At 70.8% G+C, this 15,448-nt stretch carries 14 protein-coding genes; 7 read left to right on the top strand and 7 right to left on the bottom strand.

Features of this window, described 5'->3' with window-relative positions; genetic code table 11:
• Positions 1-11: 11 nt before the first annotated feature.
• The 3 genes from HZF19_RS12870 to HZF19_RS12880 are packed head-to-tail and all read left to right on the top strand — an operon-like array spanning position 12 to position 2,769.
• Positions 12-815, top strand: coding sequence for a hypothetical protein (locus tag HZF19_RS12870; RefSeq protein ID WP_208029193.1), 804 nt, complete (start codon positions 12-14; stop codon positions 813-815).
• Positions 812-1,819: a nucleotidyltransferase family protein gene (locus HZF19_RS12875; protein ID WP_208029194.1), complete on the top strand. Its 1,008-nt coding sequence runs from the start codon at positions 812-814 to the stop codon at positions 1,817-1,819. Before HZF19_RS12870 ends, HZF19_RS12875 begins: the two co-directional genes overlap by 4 nt.
• Positions 1,816-2,769: an NAD-dependent epimerase/dehydratase family protein gene (locus HZF19_RS12880; RefSeq protein WP_208029195.1), complete on the top strand. Its 954-nt coding sequence runs from the start codon at positions 1,816-1,818 to the stop codon at positions 2,767-2,769. Before HZF19_RS12875 ends, HZF19_RS12880 begins: the two co-directional genes overlap by 4 nt.
• On the opposite strand, the gene cofE is transcribed toward HZF19_RS12880, so the two are convergent.
• The 3 genes from cofE to gmd are packed head-to-tail and all read right to left on the bottom strand — an operon-like array spanning position 2,766 to position 5,418.
• Positions 2,766-3,482 carry a coenzyme F420-0:L-glutamate ligase gene (cofE, locus tag HZF19_RS12885; protein WP_208029196.1) on the bottom strand — a complete coding sequence of 239 codons (717 nt, stop codon included), beginning with the start codon at positions 3,480-3,482 and terminating at the stop codon, positions 2,766-2,768. The two genes, HZF19_RS12880 and cofE, sit on opposite strands and share 4 nt — an antisense overlap.
• Positions 3,479-4,420, bottom strand: a complete 942-nt coding sequence (gene cofD / locus HZF19_RS12890; RefSeq protein WP_235980035.1) for a 2-phospho-L-lactate transferase — start codon at positions 4,418-4,420, stop codon at positions 3,479-3,481. The genes cofE and cofD overlap by 4 nt, the downstream gene beginning before the upstream one ends.
• A gap of 17 nt (positions 4,421-4,437) precedes the next feature.
• A complete protein-coding gene (gmd, locus tag HZF19_RS12895) occupies positions 4,438-5,418 on the bottom strand; it encodes a GDP-mannose 4,6-dehydratase (protein WP_208029198.1) in 981 nt (326 codons plus the stop codon).
• Between the two features lie 53 nt (positions 5,419-5,471).
• Between gmd and HZF19_RS12900 the strand changes: the two genes are divergently transcribed.
• Positions 5,472-5,933: a helix-turn-helix transcriptional regulator gene (locus tag HZF19_RS12900; RefSeq protein WP_208029199.1), complete on the top strand. Its 462-nt coding sequence runs from the start codon at positions 5,472-5,474 to the stop codon at positions 5,931-5,933.
• On the opposite strand, the gene HZF19_RS12905 is transcribed toward HZF19_RS12900, so the two are convergent.
• From HZF19_RS12905 to HZF19_RS12915, 3 genes are read right to left on the bottom strand one after another with little or no spacing between them, the layout of a single operon-like run.
• Complete coding sequence (locus HZF19_RS12905) at positions 5,930-6,832, bottom strand: GDP-mannose 4,6-dehydratase (protein ID WP_208029200.1); 903 nt, start codon at positions 6,830-6,832, stop codon at positions 5,930-5,932. The two genes, HZF19_RS12900 and HZF19_RS12905, sit on opposite strands and share 4 nt — an antisense overlap.
• 7 nt (positions 6,833-6,839) lie before the next feature.
• Positions 6,840-7,967 (bottom strand): glycosyltransferase family 4 protein, encoded by a 1,128-nt coding sequence (locus HZF19_RS12910; protein WP_208029201.1) that lies wholly within the window; start codon positions 7,965-7,967, stop codon positions 6,840-6,842.
• Between the two features lie 29 nt (positions 7,968-7,996).
• Positions 7,997-8,176 carry a hypothetical protein gene (locus HZF19_RS12915; RefSeq protein ID WP_208029202.1) on the bottom strand — a complete coding sequence of 60 codons (180 nt, stop codon included), beginning with the start codon at positions 8,174-8,176 and terminating at the stop codon, positions 7,997-7,999.
• Between the two features lie 104 nt (positions 8,177-8,280).
• Here HZF19_RS12915 and HZF19_RS12920 point away from each other — a divergent pair, with 104 nt between their 5' ends.
• Genes HZF19_RS12920 through HZF19_RS12930 form a run of 3 tightly spaced genes read left to right on the top strand, consistent with a single transcriptional unit; the run spans position 8,281 to position 13,438 of the window.
• Positions 8,281-11,502, top strand: a complete 3,222-nt coding sequence (locus HZF19_RS12920; protein WP_208029203.1) for a glycosyltransferase — start codon at positions 8,281-8,283, stop codon at positions 11,500-11,502.
• Positions 11,499-13,019: a DUF5719 family protein gene (locus HZF19_RS12925; protein WP_208029204.1), complete on the top strand. Its 1,521-nt coding sequence runs from the start codon at positions 11,499-11,501 to the stop codon at positions 13,017-13,019. Before HZF19_RS12920 ends, HZF19_RS12925 begins: the two co-directional genes overlap by 4 nt.
• A gap of 2 nt (positions 13,020-13,021) precedes the next feature.
• A complete protein-coding gene (locus HZF19_RS12930) occupies positions 13,022-13,438 on the top strand; it encodes a TlpA family protein disulfide reductase (RefSeq protein ID WP_208029205.1) in 417 nt (138 codons plus the stop codon).
• A gap of 27 nt (positions 13,439-13,465) precedes the next feature.
• Here the strand turns inward: HZF19_RS12930 and ftsH are convergent, their stop codons facing one another.
• Positions 13,466-15,424, bottom strand: coding sequence for an ATP-dependent zinc metalloprotease FtsH (gene ftsH / locus HZF19_RS12935; protein ID WP_208029206.1), 1,959 nt, complete (start codon positions 15,422-15,424; stop codon positions 13,466-13,468).
• Between the last annotated feature and the right edge of the window lie 24 nt (positions 15,425-15,448).

Here is a 15,448-nt window from a genome sequence, read left to right on the forward strand (position 1 = left end):
GTGGTCGTGCTATGGGCAAGGCATCCTCCTCCAAGAAGGTGGCGCGCGCCGCGAGAGCCGGTGGGTCCGTCCGGCCCTCCCAACGCAAGTTCGTGTTCCCGCTCGCGGTCTTCGCCATCGTCGTGCTCGGTGTCGGCCTGATCTGGTTCGCACGTGGTGAGTCGGGGCTCGACCCGGCCAGCGCGTCACCGCCCACCTCGAAGGACCACTGGCACAACGCGTACGGCTTCTACGTGTGCAACGCCTTCGGTGCTCCCCTCACCGACGTCAAGAACGACACCACGGGCATCCACACCCACGGAGACGGCTTGATCCACATCCACCCCTTCAGCGATAGCCACGGCGGCAAGAACGCGACGCTCGCCAAGTGGGGCGACATGGTCGGGGTGACCTTCGGTTCGAGCTCGATCACCATGCCCGATGGCACCAAGTACGAGAACGGCATGGACTGCGACGGTCAGCCCGCCAACCTGAAGGTCTATGTCTGGCCAGCGGACGATCCCAACGCAGAGCCGACGGTCTACGACCGCGACTTCGGCAAGGTGCAGTTGAAGGCCGACCGCGACGCGATCACGATCGCCATCGTCCCGGATGGGGCCGAGGTGCCTCGCCCACCCAGCCTCTCCAACCTCGACAATCCCGTCGACCTCCCCGGCGGCGGCTCGCCGACGTCGACCATCGCGCTGGACGGCTCGACCCAGCCGAGCTCGGTGGTCCAGGGGGAGACCGACACCGGCGCGACGGTCACCATCCCCTCCCAGGACCCGACCCCGAGTGAGCCTTCCACGACAACGCCAGCCACGGCGACCCCGTGAGAGCCGTCGTCCTGGTCGGCGGCTTCGGGACGCGGCTGCGACCGTTGACCTCGACCATCCCGAAGCAGATGCTCCCGATCGTGGGCCGACCGATGATCGAACGCGTCATCGAGGCGCTGAGCCGGCACGGTGTGACCGACGCGATCCTCTCCCTCGGGTACCGGCCGGATGCGTTCCTCGAGGCGTACCCGGACGACGTCTGTGCCGGGGTCAGGCTGCACTACGCGGTGGAAGCTGAACCGCTCGACACGGCCGGCGCGGTGCGGTTCGCTGCGGAGGAAGGCGGGATCGACAGCACCTTCCTGGTGGTGAACGGTGACGTGCTCACCGACCTGGACATCTCCGAGCTGTGGCGTGTGCACCGCGAGCGCAACGCGGAGGGCACGATCGCCCTCACGCCGGTCGACGACCCGAGCCGCTACGGCGTGGTCCCCATCGACCAGGACGGCCGGGTGGAGGCCTTCATCGAGAAGCCGCCGCCGGGCGAGGCGCCGAGTCACTGGATCAACGCCGGCACCTACGTACTCGAGCCCTCGGTCCTCGAGCGGATCCCTGCCGGCCGGAGGGTGTCGATCGAGCGGGAGACCTTCCCGGCCATGGTCGCGGATCGATCGCTGTTCGCGCTCCAGAGCGATGCGTACTGGGTCGATGCCGGCACCCCGGCTACCTACCTGCAGGTGCAACTCGACCTCATCGACGGGGTGCGCGGTGTACCGGAACCAGCGATCGCCGCGTCCGCGGCGGTGAGTGAACAGGCAGACGTCGAGCATTCGATCGTGATGGACGGGGCGCGGATCGACGCCGGGGCGCGGGTCGTCGACTCCGCGGTCCTGCCAGGCGCCCGGATCGCTGTGGGGGCGACCGTGATGCGGTCCATCGTCGGCCCCGATGCGGTCGTGGGTGAGGGCGCGGTCCTCGACGAGCTGACCGTGGTGGGAGGGGCGATGACGGTGGATCCAGGCCTGAAGGCGCACGGCGCCCGGATACCCATGGAGACGACATGAAGACAATCGTCACCGGCGGCGCGGGCTTCATCGGCAGCCATCTCGTCGATCGGCTGCTCGCCGAGGGCCACGACGTCGATGTCGTGGACAGCCTCTGGACCGGCAACCTCGCGAACCTCGAGCCCGCCCGGCGTGCCCACGGCGATCGCCTGAGGTTCCACCACCTCGACATCCGGGACGCGACCCTGGTCGAGCTCATCGAAGCTCGCGCTCCTGAGGTGGTGTTCCACCTGGCCGCCCAGGCCGACGTTCGGGTGTCGGTGGCTCGGCCCGTGTTCGATGCCGAGGTCAACGTCATCGGCAGCCTGCAGGTGATGGAGGGCGCTCGGCGTGCCGGAGCCCGCAAGGTGGTGGTGGCCTCCAGCGGAGGGACGATCTACGGCGAGCCGAGCCCGGACGCGCTGCCGGTCACCGAGGACCATCCCCAGCACCCGACATCCCCGTACGGCGTCGCCAAGAAGGTGGTCGACGATTACCTGTTCTGCTACCACGCGTTGCATGGCCTGGCGTTCACGGCACTGGCGCTGGCCAACGTCTACGGGCCGCGCCAGGACCCCAACGGCGAGGCAGGGGTGGTGGCCATCTTCGCCGGACGACTCCTGTCGGGAAAGCCGTGCACCATCTTCGGTGACGGCGAGCAGACCCGCGACTTCGTCTACGTCGCCGACGTCGTGGACGCGTTCGTGCGGTCGGTGACCGACGGTGACGGGATGCTCCTCAACATCGGCACCGGTGTGGAGACCACGGTCAACGAGCTCTACGACTCCATGGCCCGTGCCGCCGGGGTCGAACAGCCCGCCCGCCACGCCCCTCCCCGAGCAGGGGAGCTGGCCCGTTCCGCGCTCGACCCCGCACTGGCCGGCAAGATCCTCGGCTGGACGCCCCGGACCGATCTGGACACGGGCACGGTCGCGGTCCTCGACTGGTTCCGAGCACAGCGTCCCGCTTAGCGGAAGAGATCCTCGCCGGGCGCTCTCACCAGCTCGCCCCGGACGCTCGAGTCGCGCAGCCATGCCCGGTCGATGCCCCGCAGGATCGCGACCGGGATGCCTGTGGCCTTCCCCATCACCAGCTCGGCGGCGGCGGCGAGCTCATCGGCGATCGCCACCTCGGTGACCTGCAGCTCGCGACCGAACGAGTCGGTCGATCCGCGCAGGTCGACGATCGCCGCCACGCCCGCGCAGCCGATGGCGACGTCGACGACCCCGCGACGCCAGGCTCGCCCGAACGTGTCGGACACGACCACGGCCACCTCGACGCCCGCCTTGCCCCGGATCCCGTCGCGAATGCGCCGAGCAGATCGGTCTGGGTCAGCTGGCAGGAGCGCGGCCTGGCCCCGGGCCACGTTGGAGAGGTCGATGCCGGCATTCGCGCACACGAACCCGTGCGCCGTCTCGCTGATGACCAGGTCGCCCCGGCGGCGCAGCACCCGGACCGATTCCTGCTCCACCAGCGTCTTGTGGCTGGTGGGGTTCGTCGGGTCGATCGGCACCAGGCGGTTCTCGGCTTTCGAGACGACCTTCTGGGTCACGACCAGCACGTCGCCATCCTGTAGTGCCGTCACCTCGTCGCGCGCTGCGGTCGAGACGATGATGGAGGCAAGGTCATCGCCGGGCGCGACCTCGGGGATGCCCGCCAGCCCGAAGATCTCGATGCGGTTCACGTGACGCCCCGGGCTGTGCGCAGGACGGTCTCGGCGAGGACCGATGCAGCGTGCAGGTCCGACATGATGGCGGGTGCGGTGACGCAGCGAAGTCCTTCCTCCTCGACGGCGGGAGCCAACTCACGGTCGGCTTCGTCCACCACGAGGGTGGCGGCGATCTCCCGGTAGAGACGGGCCACCCCTACGACGGTCGGCTCGTGGCCGAGCTCGCTCATCAACCGGTCAGCGGGCCCCTTCAGGGCAGCGCCGGCGACGATGGGGGACACGGCCACCACCCGATCGCGCCGAGCGGCGATCGCGTCCCGGATCCCCGGTACGGCGAGGATCGGGTCGATCGACACCAGCGGGTTCGAGGGCGCGACCACCACGGTGTCGGCGCCGGTGATGGCGTCGAGCACCCCGGGGGCGGGTCGAGCGGTGGTGGCGCCGTCGAAGCGGAGGGCGGACACCCGCACGGCGTGTCGGCGCTGGACGAAGTACTCCTGGAAGCCGACCTCGAGCCCCCCCTCGTCGGGAAGAGTGACCATGGTGCGGAGGCGATCGTCGGTGGCCGGGACGATCGCTACCTCGACGTCCCAGGCGCGGGCGATCTCGCCTGTCACGATCGACAGGGGTGCGCCGTCGAGCAGCCGCTGCGTGCGGTAGAGGTGGGTGCCCAGATCGAGGTCCCCGAGCCGGAACCAGCTCGCACCCCCGTAACGCTCCAGCGCCTCCATCGCCCGCCAGCTCTCGTCGGCCAGCCCCCAGCCGCGCTCGGGGTCCGCGGCACCGGCGAGCGTGTAGGTCACGGTGTCGATGTCGGGGCTGACGTGCAGCCCGTGCAGCTCGAGGTCGTCGCCCACGTTGACGATGGCCGTGATACTGGCCGGCTCCGCCACCTGCACCAGCCCGGTGAGGAACCGGGCGGCTCCGACACCCCCGGCGATGACGGCGATCATCCGGTCGCTCCCCGGCGTCAACGACCGGGCCGGCCTCGGTCCGAGAGCAGGGCCAGGTCGGCGTCGACCATCAGGTGCACCAGCTCCTCGAATGAGGTCTTCGGCTTCCAGCCGAGCACCGCCCGGGCCTTGGAAGCATCCCCGACGAGGAGATCGACCTCCGCCGGGCGGAAGAAGCGCTCGTCCTGCACGACGAAGTCCTCGTAGTCGAGGCCGACGTGGCCGAAGGCGAGCTCGCAGAACTCGCGCACCGAGTGGGTCTCGCCGGTGGCGATGACGTAGTCGTCGGCCGCGTCCTGCTGGAGCATCAGCCACATCGCCTCGACGTAGTCACCGGCGTAGCCCCAGTCGCGCTGCGCCTCGAGGTTGCCGAGGCGCAGCTCGTCGTCGAGCCCGAGCTTGATGCGGGCCACTCCGTGGGAGATCTTGCGGGTCACGAATTCCAAGCCCCGCCGGCTCGACTCGTGGTTGAAGAGGATGCCGCTCGTCGCGTGCAGCTGGTAGGACTCCCGGTAGTTGACCGTGATCCAGTGCCCGTAGACCTTCGCCACGCCGTAGGGGCTGCGAGGGTAGAAGGGTGTGCGCTCGTTCTGGGGCACCTCGACGACCTTGCCGAACATCTCGCTGCTGCTCGCCTGGTAGAAGCGGATGTCGGGGTCGACGAGGCGGATCGCATCGAGTAGGCGGGTGACACCGAGGGCGGTGGTCTCGCCGGTCAGCACCGGTTGACCGAACGAGGTCTGGACGAACGACTGCGCGGCGAGGTTGTAGACCTCATGGGGCCGGTGGCTGCGCAGCACCTCGATCAGCGAGGCCTCGTCGAGGAGATCGCCCGGCACCAGTGTGAGGCGGTCCTGGATGTGGCTGATCCGCTCGAAGGTGACGGTGCTGGACCGCCTGACCATGCCGGTCACCTCGTAGCCCTTCTCCAGCAACAACTCTGCCAGGTAGGACCCGTCCTGGCCGGTGATCCCGGTGATGAGCGCGCGTCGGGCCATGGGTGTACGTCCTATCGTGGTTCGGGCCGGTTGTCTGCTAAGTGGGTTGGCACGTGAACGAGAACCTCGGTCGCCGCATCGCGGAGCTTCGGGGCAAGGCCGGGTTGACCCAGCAGGAGCTGGCCGAGCGCCTGGCGGTCTCCCGGGTGACGGTGTCGCACCTCGAGGCCGGCCTGACCATCCCGGGAGAGCGCACCGTCGCACTGCTGGCCAGCGTCTTCCAGCTCGAACCGCACGAGCTGGTCGCCGGCACGTCGTACCCCGCCGCCAAGGCTGAACGCTTGCCCGTGGTGGTGGCCCGTTACACGGAGGTGGCCCACCAGCTCGCACTGCTCGACAACGACCTCGCCTGGTTGGAGCACGTGCCAGCGAGGCACAGCCAGGCGGTCATCGCTCGTTGGGAGTCGGTGCTCGCCGACCTCGCCGAGGTGACCCACGACGAGCGGGAGCGACGAGCGTTGCGGGAAGCCCGGGAGCGGTTGCGCTCGCTGCGGGCCAGCCCACACGAGCGTTAGGCCCCGACGCGGGCGCGCCACTCATCGAGCACGTCCGCGAGGGTCTCGTGGAGGGGGATCCGTGGTTCCCACCCGGTGTCCTTGTGCAGCTTGGTGTAGTCGCCCCGCAGGATGGGGACGTCGACCGGTCGCTGGAGGTCGGGATCGCCCTCGAGGCGCATAGGCCGGGAAGCCATGCCCACCAGCCGGTCCGCGAGCTCGCTGATCGCGATGTCGACCCCTCGGCACACGTTGTAGGCCTCCCCCGGTTCCCCGTCGAGCACGAGCAACCGGTACGCGCGCACGACGTCACGGACATCGGTGAAGTCGCGCCGGGGCGTGAGGTTGCCTACGGGGACCACCTCCCGCCCTTCGAGCTCGTTGCGGGCGATGCGCTCGGCGAGCGCCGGGCATACGAAGCGGTTGCTCTGCCCGGGACCGAGGTGGTTGAACGCGCGGGCCCGCACGACGGCGATCCGATAGCCGAGCCACGCCTGGAGCCCGAGGTAGTCGGCGGCGATCTTGCTCGCGGCGTACGGGGTGATCGGGCGCAGCGGGGACTCCTCCGTCAGCGGGAGCTCCGCCAGTGACACCTTGCCGTACACGTCCGCGCTGGTCACGACGAGCACCCTCGCGCCCAGCCCCCGGCACGCGAGCAGCAGGTTGAGCGTCCCCTCGGCGTTCACCCGGAACGTGTCGATCGGCTGCTCCCAGGAGGCGCCCACGTCGCTCCATCCCCCCAGGTGGTAGACGGCGTCAGGCGCCTCGTCCCGCACTAGCGCCGCCAGGCCCTCAGCGTCGAGGAGGTCCGGATGCCCGGCGTGGCGATCGATCCCGACGACCTCGTCGCCCATCGCGGCCAGGTGCGCGGTGAGGTGGCGCCCGACGAAGCCCGCCGCACCGGTGACCAGCGCCTTCATCGGATCATCATGCCGCGTCGGCGATCCGGTGGTAGAGCCTGGCGAGCTGCTCGGCGGTGTCCTGCCAGGAGAACAGCTCGGCCCGGGCCTTCCCCCGCAGCCGGAGTTGATCCGCCAACTCCTCGTCGGTGAGCACCTCTTCCAGTGCGTGCGCCAGCGCCTGGTCGTCGCCCGGCTCGACGCAGCGGGCCGCGTCCCCCACCACCTCGGGGATGCCGCCGGTGCGGGTGGTCACCACCGGGGTCCCCGCCGCCATGGCCTCGAGGGGCGGGAGGCCGAACCCTTCGTACACCGACGGGTAGGCCAGCACCGCGGCTCCGCGCAGCAGGGCGGCGCGCTGGGTCTCGCTCACCCAGCCGAGGCGCACGATCCGGGATCGATGCGCAGCCTGGTCGATCGCCGCGTCCAGTGCCACCGTGCCCCAACCGTCCGGTCCGGCAATGACCAGGCGGACCTCCGGCAGTCCCGCGGCGACGGCATCGAAGGCCGCCACCAGCCCGGGGAGGTTCTTGCGCGGCTCGATGGTGCCGAGCGCCAGCACGTAGCGGTCGCACCCCGCGAGCTGCCTGCCCGAGGCCGGATCGGCATCGGGTACCGGACTCACACCGTTGGGGATGGTCACCACCTTGGCCGGCTCCGCGCCGAGCAGCTCCACGACCTCGGCGGCGACGAACCGCGAGACGGTGTGGATCCACGCGCCGCGGCCGATGGCACGCCTGATGAGCGCGGGGAACTGCAGCGTGTCGCTGGTGCAGTACTCGGGGTATCGCAGGATGGTGAGGTCGTGGACGGTGATGAGCTCGGCCGCTCGCCAGGCCGGCGGGGCGAGGAAGTTCGGTCCGTGGACCACCTCCACCCGGCCCGACCAGCACTCGACCGGGGGGATGCGCCCGTGCCGCCAGAGGAACCGAAGCGGTGGACCGAGCATCGGGAACGGGGAGACCGCGATGCCGGGGGGGAGCACGGCTCGCAGCTTCGTCCGGGCCCGCGGCCAGTAGCCGAACGCCGAGATCCGGAGGTCGGGTCGCCGGGCGAGGCGGAAGATCGTCTCCTCGACGAACCGCCCGACGCCCGTGCGGGTGTCGAGCAGCGCCACGGCGTCGAGCGCGACGCGTACCGGTCGGTCGATGTTCATGCGATCGGGACAGCCGCTGGCGGGACCGTTCAGGCGCGATCTTCGCGGCCGAGCAGGCCGTCCATCAACCGCCGCGGCCCGTCGAGCTGCTGTTCGAGGGACTTCTCGAGCTCACGCCGCCGCACCTGGAGCTTCTGGAAGGCGATCACGCCGAACCCGACGGTGACGTACACGGTGTCGCGGAAGAGCCTCAACGCATCGTGACCCACCCCGCGAACGCTACCGGCGCGAGCCGGAGGGTCACAAAGGCCCCGGTACGGCGACCCGAGGGGTGAACCAGCGGCGCGCTATCGGGGGGTAGCCTGCCAGGACCGTGAGTCCCTCCGCCGACGAAGCGCCTGACCCTGCCGCGCCCGATCAACCGGAGCAGGGTGCCGCCCCGCTCCCTCCTCCGGTAGTGATCGTCATCGTGGCCCACAACCCGGGACCCTGGTTCGAGGACACCCTGCACAGCGTCGCCGCGCAGCAGTACGGGAACACGTCGGTGTTGGTGATCGACGCCGGTGGCACCGCGGACCTCCAACCACGTATCGCTCCCATCCTGCCGGATGCGCTGTTGCGCCGGATCGAGCGCAACGACGGGTTCGGTGCGGCGTGCAACACCGTGCTCACCGCGGTGCAGGGAGCGGCGTTCTACCTCTTCTGCCACGACGACGTGCGGCTGGCGCCCGACGTGGTGCAGGTGCTGGTGGAAGAGGCGTTCCGCTCCAACGCGGGCATCGTCGGGCCGAAGATCGTGGACTGGCGCGCGCCGGAGCGGCTGTTGCAGGTCGGTATGGGCGCGGACCGGTTCGGCCACCCCGCGCCCTACGTCGATCGGGGCGAGCTGGACCAGGCACAGCACGACGCCGTTCGTGACGTCTTCTACATCCCCGGTGCGGCGACGTTGGTACGGGCCGACCTGTTCGCGGCCCTGGGCGGGTTCGACCCGGGCATCTCCTTCCACGGTGATGATCTCGACTTGTGCTGGCGAGCGCATGTGGTGGGTGCGAGGGTCGTGGTCGCCCCGGCCGCTCGGGTCGCGCACCTCGAAGCCCTCGGCGCGCGCCGGCCCGCCGATGATCGTCGCCGCCTCCAGATGCGGCATCGCCTCCGGGCCATGAGGGTGTCCACCACCTGGTGGACGCGGGCCCGCACCGTTCCGCGCGCCGCCCTGCTGGCGATCCTCGAGGTCGTCTACGCGACCCTCATCGGGCGGTTCGGCCAGGCGCGCGACGTCCTGAGCGCCTGGCTCTGGAACGCCCGCCGCGGCGGTGAGGTCCGCTCGCGCCGCAAGGCGCTCGCGGCCGTACGCACCGTCCCCGACCGGGAGGTCAGCCAGCTGCAGGCACGGGGCAGCGCCCGGCTCGCCGCGTTCCTCCGTGGCCAGCTGGGCTCGTCGGACGACCCGCTCACCTCCATCGCCGGTGCTGGGCGCGACCTGGCAACGACGATGCGGTCCTCGCGCGCCCGCACCACCGTGCTCGCCTGGGTAGTGGCGGCGCTCGTGCTGGTGATCGGCAGCCGCGACCTGATCTTCGGTCGCCTGTCGGCCATCGGCGATCTGCCGGTGCTCGGTAGCTCGGCGACCGATTTAGTCGCGCAGTGGGCCAGCGGCTACCGGGCGGTGGGCCTGGGAGCCGAGACCACGAACCCGACCGCTCTCGGGCTCGTCGGCCTCCTCGGCTTCCCGCTGTTCGGGGCCATGTCCCTGCTGCGCAAGCTGGTCCTGCTCGGCATGATCCCGCTGGGCGCGGCAGGGACGTGGCGATTGTGCAAGCCCATCGGTTCCCGTCGCTCCCGCGTGGTGGGCTTGATCGTCTACCTCTGCATCCCGCTGCCCTACAACTCGATCGCCACGGGGGAGTGGGGCGGGCTGGTGCTCTACGGGCTCACGCCGTGGATCGTCGGCCAACTCGCCAAGGCTGGGGGTCTTGCTCCGTTCGGTCCCCTCGGGGGCCGGGCGGGCCCGGGGGTCCGGCCCCGCCCGCTGGTGCAGCGGGTCGTGATGGTCGGGGTCCTCACCGCCCTCGGCGGCATGGTCTTCCCGATCACCGTCGTGGTCGTCCCCGCCGGCGGGGTCGCCCTCGTCGTGGGTGGCCTGCTCGCCGGCCAGTGGGCTGGCGCGTGGCGGGTGCTGGTCGCCTCCGTCGCTGGAGCGCTCGTGGCCGTCGTGCTCCTCGCACCCTGGTCGGCTTCCCTGCTCAGCAAGGGGTGGGCGGAGGTGCTCGCCACATCCGCCGTCGGGCAGAGCCCTCTGGGTCTCCAGGATCTGCTCCGGTTCCGCACGGGGCCGTTCGGCGCTGGCATCCTCGGGTACGCCACGCTGGTGGTGGCGGCCTTGCCGCTGGTCATCGGTCGGGACTGGCGGCTCTCCTGGGCGGTCCGGGGCTGGGCGACGGCCGCGGCCTCGTTCAGCGTGGTTTGGGTCATGTCACAGGGGTGGCTCCCCGCCGACTTGGCTCCGGCATCGCTGTTGCTGGCGCCGGCAGCGGTGGGCCTCGCGCTGGCATCGGCCCTGGGCATGGCTGCCTTCGAGGTGGACCTACCCGACTACCACTTCGGTTGGCGCCAGATCGGATCGCTGCTCGCTGGCGCCGCCCTGGTGCTGGCCACGTTCCCCATCATCGGGGGAGCGGTCGGTGGACGATGGGAGCAGCCGGCCGGTGACTACGACCGTACTCTGAGCTTCCTGGACAAAGAAGGTGAGGAAGCCCCCTTCCGGGTGCTCTGGGTCGGTGAGGCCTCGGTCCTGCCGCTGGCCGGCTGGCAGCTGGACCCCTCCACGGTCGACCGGCTCGCGCCAGGTGCCCGCCTCGCCTACGCCACGTCCGCCGACGGAACCCCGAGGGTCGGCGACCGGTGGAGCACGACGGATGGTCCCACTCCGCTCGTGGGCGAGGCGCTGGCGACGGCTGCCGCCGGTGGCACCAGCCGGCTCGGCGCGCTCCTGGCCCCGATGGGGATCCGCTACATCGTCGTGCCCCAGGCGCTCGCTCCGGAGCCCTACAGCGAGCCTTCCTACGACGCTTCGGGCCTGCGGGCGCTGTTCGAGTCTCAGCTCGACCTCTCGGCGGTCACCGCCGCGGGGGTCGTGGTCTACCAGAACGACGTCTGGGGACCGACCCGGGCGTTGCTGGCGGCCGGTACGGAGATCCCCGGGGACGCCGTCCCTCCCACCGATCGGGTCCTTCCCCAGGTAGAAGGGGCTCCGGTGGCGTTGCCGGAGAGGGTGGGGGTCGAGCGCTTCGAGGGGGGCATCGACCAGCCGGCCACCGTCTACCTGGCGGAGGCCTCCAGCGATCGCTGGGTGCTGGAGGCGGGCGGTGCGGCTGCGGACCGTACGACCGCCCTGGGTTGGGCGAATGCGTTCACGGTCGACACCCCGGCGGATGCGACGTTGCGCTTCGACACCCCGCCGGTCCGCAGGTTGATGCTGGCCGGCCAGGTGCTGTTGTGGCTGGTGGCCATCGGGTACCTGCTGAGGGTGCGCGTCGTGCATGATGAGCGCCGACCGCTCCGGGAGACCGGGCGGGTACCGGAGTCGACGTCATGAGGTCCTGGCGCTGGCCGGCACTGCTGCTCCTCGCCGTGCTGCTCGCGGGTGCCACGGTGGCCGAGCGCCGCCAGACGGCTGGCGAGGCGCCGGCGGGCCAGCAGCCGTTCGATCAGGCGGTGCCGGTGGCGTCGCCGGCGGGCGCGGTCGGCTCGACCTGGTACTGCGCGGGGGGTACGGCCACCGGGTCCCAGGAAGGGCTGGCGGAGCACGTGGTCCACGTGGCCAACACCTCGGACGTCGCCGTCACGGCCCGCCTGACCGCCTACCCCAGTGAGGGGCGGCCGGCGACGAGGACGATCGACGTGGCGCCCCGGTCCCGGGTCGCCGTCTCCCTGGCGGAGCTCGTGACCGCCCCGTTCGCCGCCGCGCTGGTCGAGGTGAGAGGCGGGGGCGTGGCGGTCGAGCACGAGCTCACCGGTCCCAGCGGTCGGGCGTTCGGTGCGTGTGCGTCGGCTCCCTCGAACACGTGGTACTTCCCTGCGGGCACGACCCGGGCGGGCACCCGTATGGTGCTGGCCCTGTTCAACCCCTTTGCAGGCGACGCCGTGGTCGACATCACGTTCGACACCGATGACGGGACCCGGACCCCGCAGGCCTACCAGGCGCTGGTGGTTCCGGGCGGGCGCCTGCTGGCCGTCGACGTGAGCGAGGTGGTGACCTTGCGGGCAGAGGTCGCTGCCGAGGTCAGGGCCCGGTCCGGCCGGCTGGTGGTCGACCAGATCCAGTCGGGTGACGGCAGCGAGGGCGCCCCGAAGGGTCTGGCCGTCACCCTCGGCGCCTCCGCGCCGGCGGAGACCTGGCTCTTTCCCGACGGGGTGGGCGCCAGCGGGTACGCGGAGACGATCGCCCTCTACAACCCCGGCGAGACCACCGCCGAGGTGGACGTGCAGGTTCTGCTCGACGACCCCGACCTCAACGGGATCCCGGAGCCCTTCGAGGTAAGCGTGGGCCCGCGTCGGTCGATGACCATCGACATCCTCGGCGACGGTCGGGTACCCGTCGGTGTGGGGCACGCCATCGTGGTGCGTAGCCGGAACGGCCAGCCGGTAGCCGCCGAGCGAGCCGTCGTCGGTTCTTCTGAAGCGGCTCAGCCCGGCTGGAGCTTCACGGTCGGTGCCCCGGTGCTGGCCAGCCGCTGGATCGTGCCGGTGGCGTCGGCTGGCGGTACCTCGGGGGCGGCCGTGGTCGTACTCAACCCATCGGCGACCGAGACCGCCCGGTTCACGATGGAAGCGATGGGCGACGGGCGCGCCACCGTGCCCGAGGGGTTCGCCGACGTGGAGCTCGCGCCCGGCGAGCGGCGGATCTTCGACCTCGGCAGTGACGCGCTCGGGTTCCGGGCGTTGATGGTGGTGATCGACGGGGAGGGAACCGTGGTGGGGGAGTCACGGTTCGGCTTCTCGCGGGGCTCGGATCTCTCCTACCTCCTCGCGGTGCCCGTGGGTGACACGGTCGCTCCCGCGGTGGGGACGGTGGGCGAGCTCACCCCCGACGAGATCATCCTCGGAGGCTGACCGTGGAGCGGGTGCTGCTCGCGGCGGCGCTGATCGCCGTCGCGGCGCTGGTGGCGGTGCTGATCCAGCGGCGGCAGCCGTCGCCGGAGGCGGCCCCGAGCTTCGCGGTGCCCGAGCGGGTCGATCGTGGTGAGCTCGCCGGATCGGATCGTCCGTGGCTGCTGGCCGTGTTCACCTCGAACACCTGCAGCACCTGTGAGGAGGTCGTCGGTGAGCTCGCACCGCTCGCGGGTCCCGACGTGGCGTTCGCGGAGATCGAGGTGGGCGCGGCCCGGGCGCTGCACGAACGCTACGCGATCGGCGCCGTGCCCCTCCTGCTGATCGTCGATGCGCACGGCAACGTCCGCCGCCACGCGTTTGGTCCGATCACCCGCCGCGAGGTGGAGACGCTGCTGGACGCGCTCCGACAGGAGCGCTGAGCGCCCGACCGGTCGGGCCGGAGCGGATCAGCCGGCGCCCGGAGGCACCGATGCGTGAGGCGACCCCACCGGCGCGTCGGCCTCGGCCGCGTCATCCGACGTCTCATCCGCTGGCGGCGTCGGTGCGGCCCGGTCGCGGGCGAGCTCGATGAGGCGGGTCACCTCCGCCCCGTCGATGGTCTCGTGCTCGAGGAGGGCCCGGGCGACGAGGTCGAGGCCCTTGCGGTTCTCGGTGAGGATCGTGCGGCAGCGTTCCTCCTGCTCCCGCAGGATTCGCTCGACCTCCTCGTCGATGACCCTGGCCGTGTCGTCGCTGTAGTCACGGGTGTGCATGAGGTCCTCGCCGAGGAAGACCTGGCCCTGGGAGCCCCAGGCCATGGGGCCGACCCGGGCGCTCATGCCCCACTCGCGCACCATCTTGCGGGCCAGCTCGGTGGCGCCGACGAGGTCGTTGTTGGCGCCGGTCGAGATGACACCGAACACGAGCTCCTCGGCGATGCGCCCTCCCATGCGCACCACGAGTGAGTCCTCGATGTAGTCCTGCCGGTAGATGTGGCGATCCTCTTCGGGGAGCTGCATGGTGACACCCAGCGCCATACCGGAGGGGATGATGGTGACCTTGTGGAGCGGGTCAGCCGTCGGTAGGACGGCGGCGCACACCGCGTGGCCGGCCTCGTGGTACGCGATGGCCTCCTTCTCCTCGTCGGAGAGGGCCATCGACTCCCGGCGCTGCCCCATCACCACCCGGTCGCGGGCCATGTCGAAGTGGCGGGCATGGATCTGCTCCGCGCCCTCGCGCACGGCGAAGAGCGCCGCTTCGTTCACCAGGTTGGCGAGATCGGCCCCACTCATGCCGGGGGTGCCCCGGGCGACGAGATCGAGGTCCACGTCGGGAGCGATCTTCTTGTGCCTGACGTGGACGTCGAGGATCCGGCGACGGTCTTCCAGCTCGGGGAGGGGGACGACCACCTGACGGTCGAACCGGCCGGGCCGCAGCAGTGCCGGGTCGAGGATGTCGGGCCGGTTCGTGGCCGCCATCATCACGATCCCCGCGCTGACCTCGAAGCCGTCCATCTCCGCCAGCATCTGGTTGAGGGTCTGCTCCCGCTCGTCGTGGCCGCCGCCGAGGCCTGCCCCGCGCTTGCGGCCGATCGAGTCGATCTCGTCGATGAAGATGATGGCCCGCCCCATCTTGCGGGCCGACTGGAACAGGTCACGTACCCGGCTGGCGCCGACGCCGACGAACATCTCCATGAAGTCGGAACCGGTCACGGAGAGGAAGGGGACACCGGCCTCGCCGGCCACTGCCCTGGCGATCAAGGTCTTGCCGGTGCCAGGCGGGCCGACCAGCAGCACGCCCTTGGGGATGCGGGCGCCGATCTCGCTGAACCGTTCGGGGTGCTTCAGGAAGTCGACCACCTCGGTGATCTCCTGCTTCACGCCCTCGTATCCGGCGACGTCAGCGAACGTCGTGCCCGGTCGCTCGGTGCTGTATGTCTTCGCCCGGGACCGACCGATGGACATGATCCCGCCCATCTGGGAGCTCGCCCGCCGTTGCATCCAGGCGAAGAAGAGCACGATCAAGCCGAAGAAGATGATGAGTGGCAGCACCTGCTCGAGCAGCCCCGTCGTGGGGGTTTCGAACTTCACGTCCTGCTTGGCCATCAGGTCGAGGTCCCCGTCGGGTGGCTTGACCGGACCGGTGGCGTGGAACTCGGTGCCGTCGGTGAGGGTGCCGCTGATGTTGCCGTTGCTGTTGTTGAAGGTCGCGTCCTGAACCTGCTGGGCTTGGAGCTTGTCGATGAACTCGCCGTAGCTGATCTCGGTACCCGAGGACCGCTGCACGAGCTGGGGCAGGAAGAGCGCCAGCAACACGACCCCCAGCAGGACCCAGACCATCCACTTGGGCCACCCCTGCTCGCCGCCGAGGCGCCCCTGGCCGCGACCGTCGGGGCCGGGCGGGGGAGGAGGGCTGTCCGGGCTCATGCCGTCAAGGTTAGAAGACCTCGG

This window comes from Rhabdothermincola sediminis (genome assembly GCF_014805525.1).
Taxonomy (GTDB): Bacteria; Actinomycetota; Acidimicrobiia; order Acidimicrobiales; family Acidimicrobilacustridaceae; genus Rhabdothermincola; species Rhabdothermincola sediminis.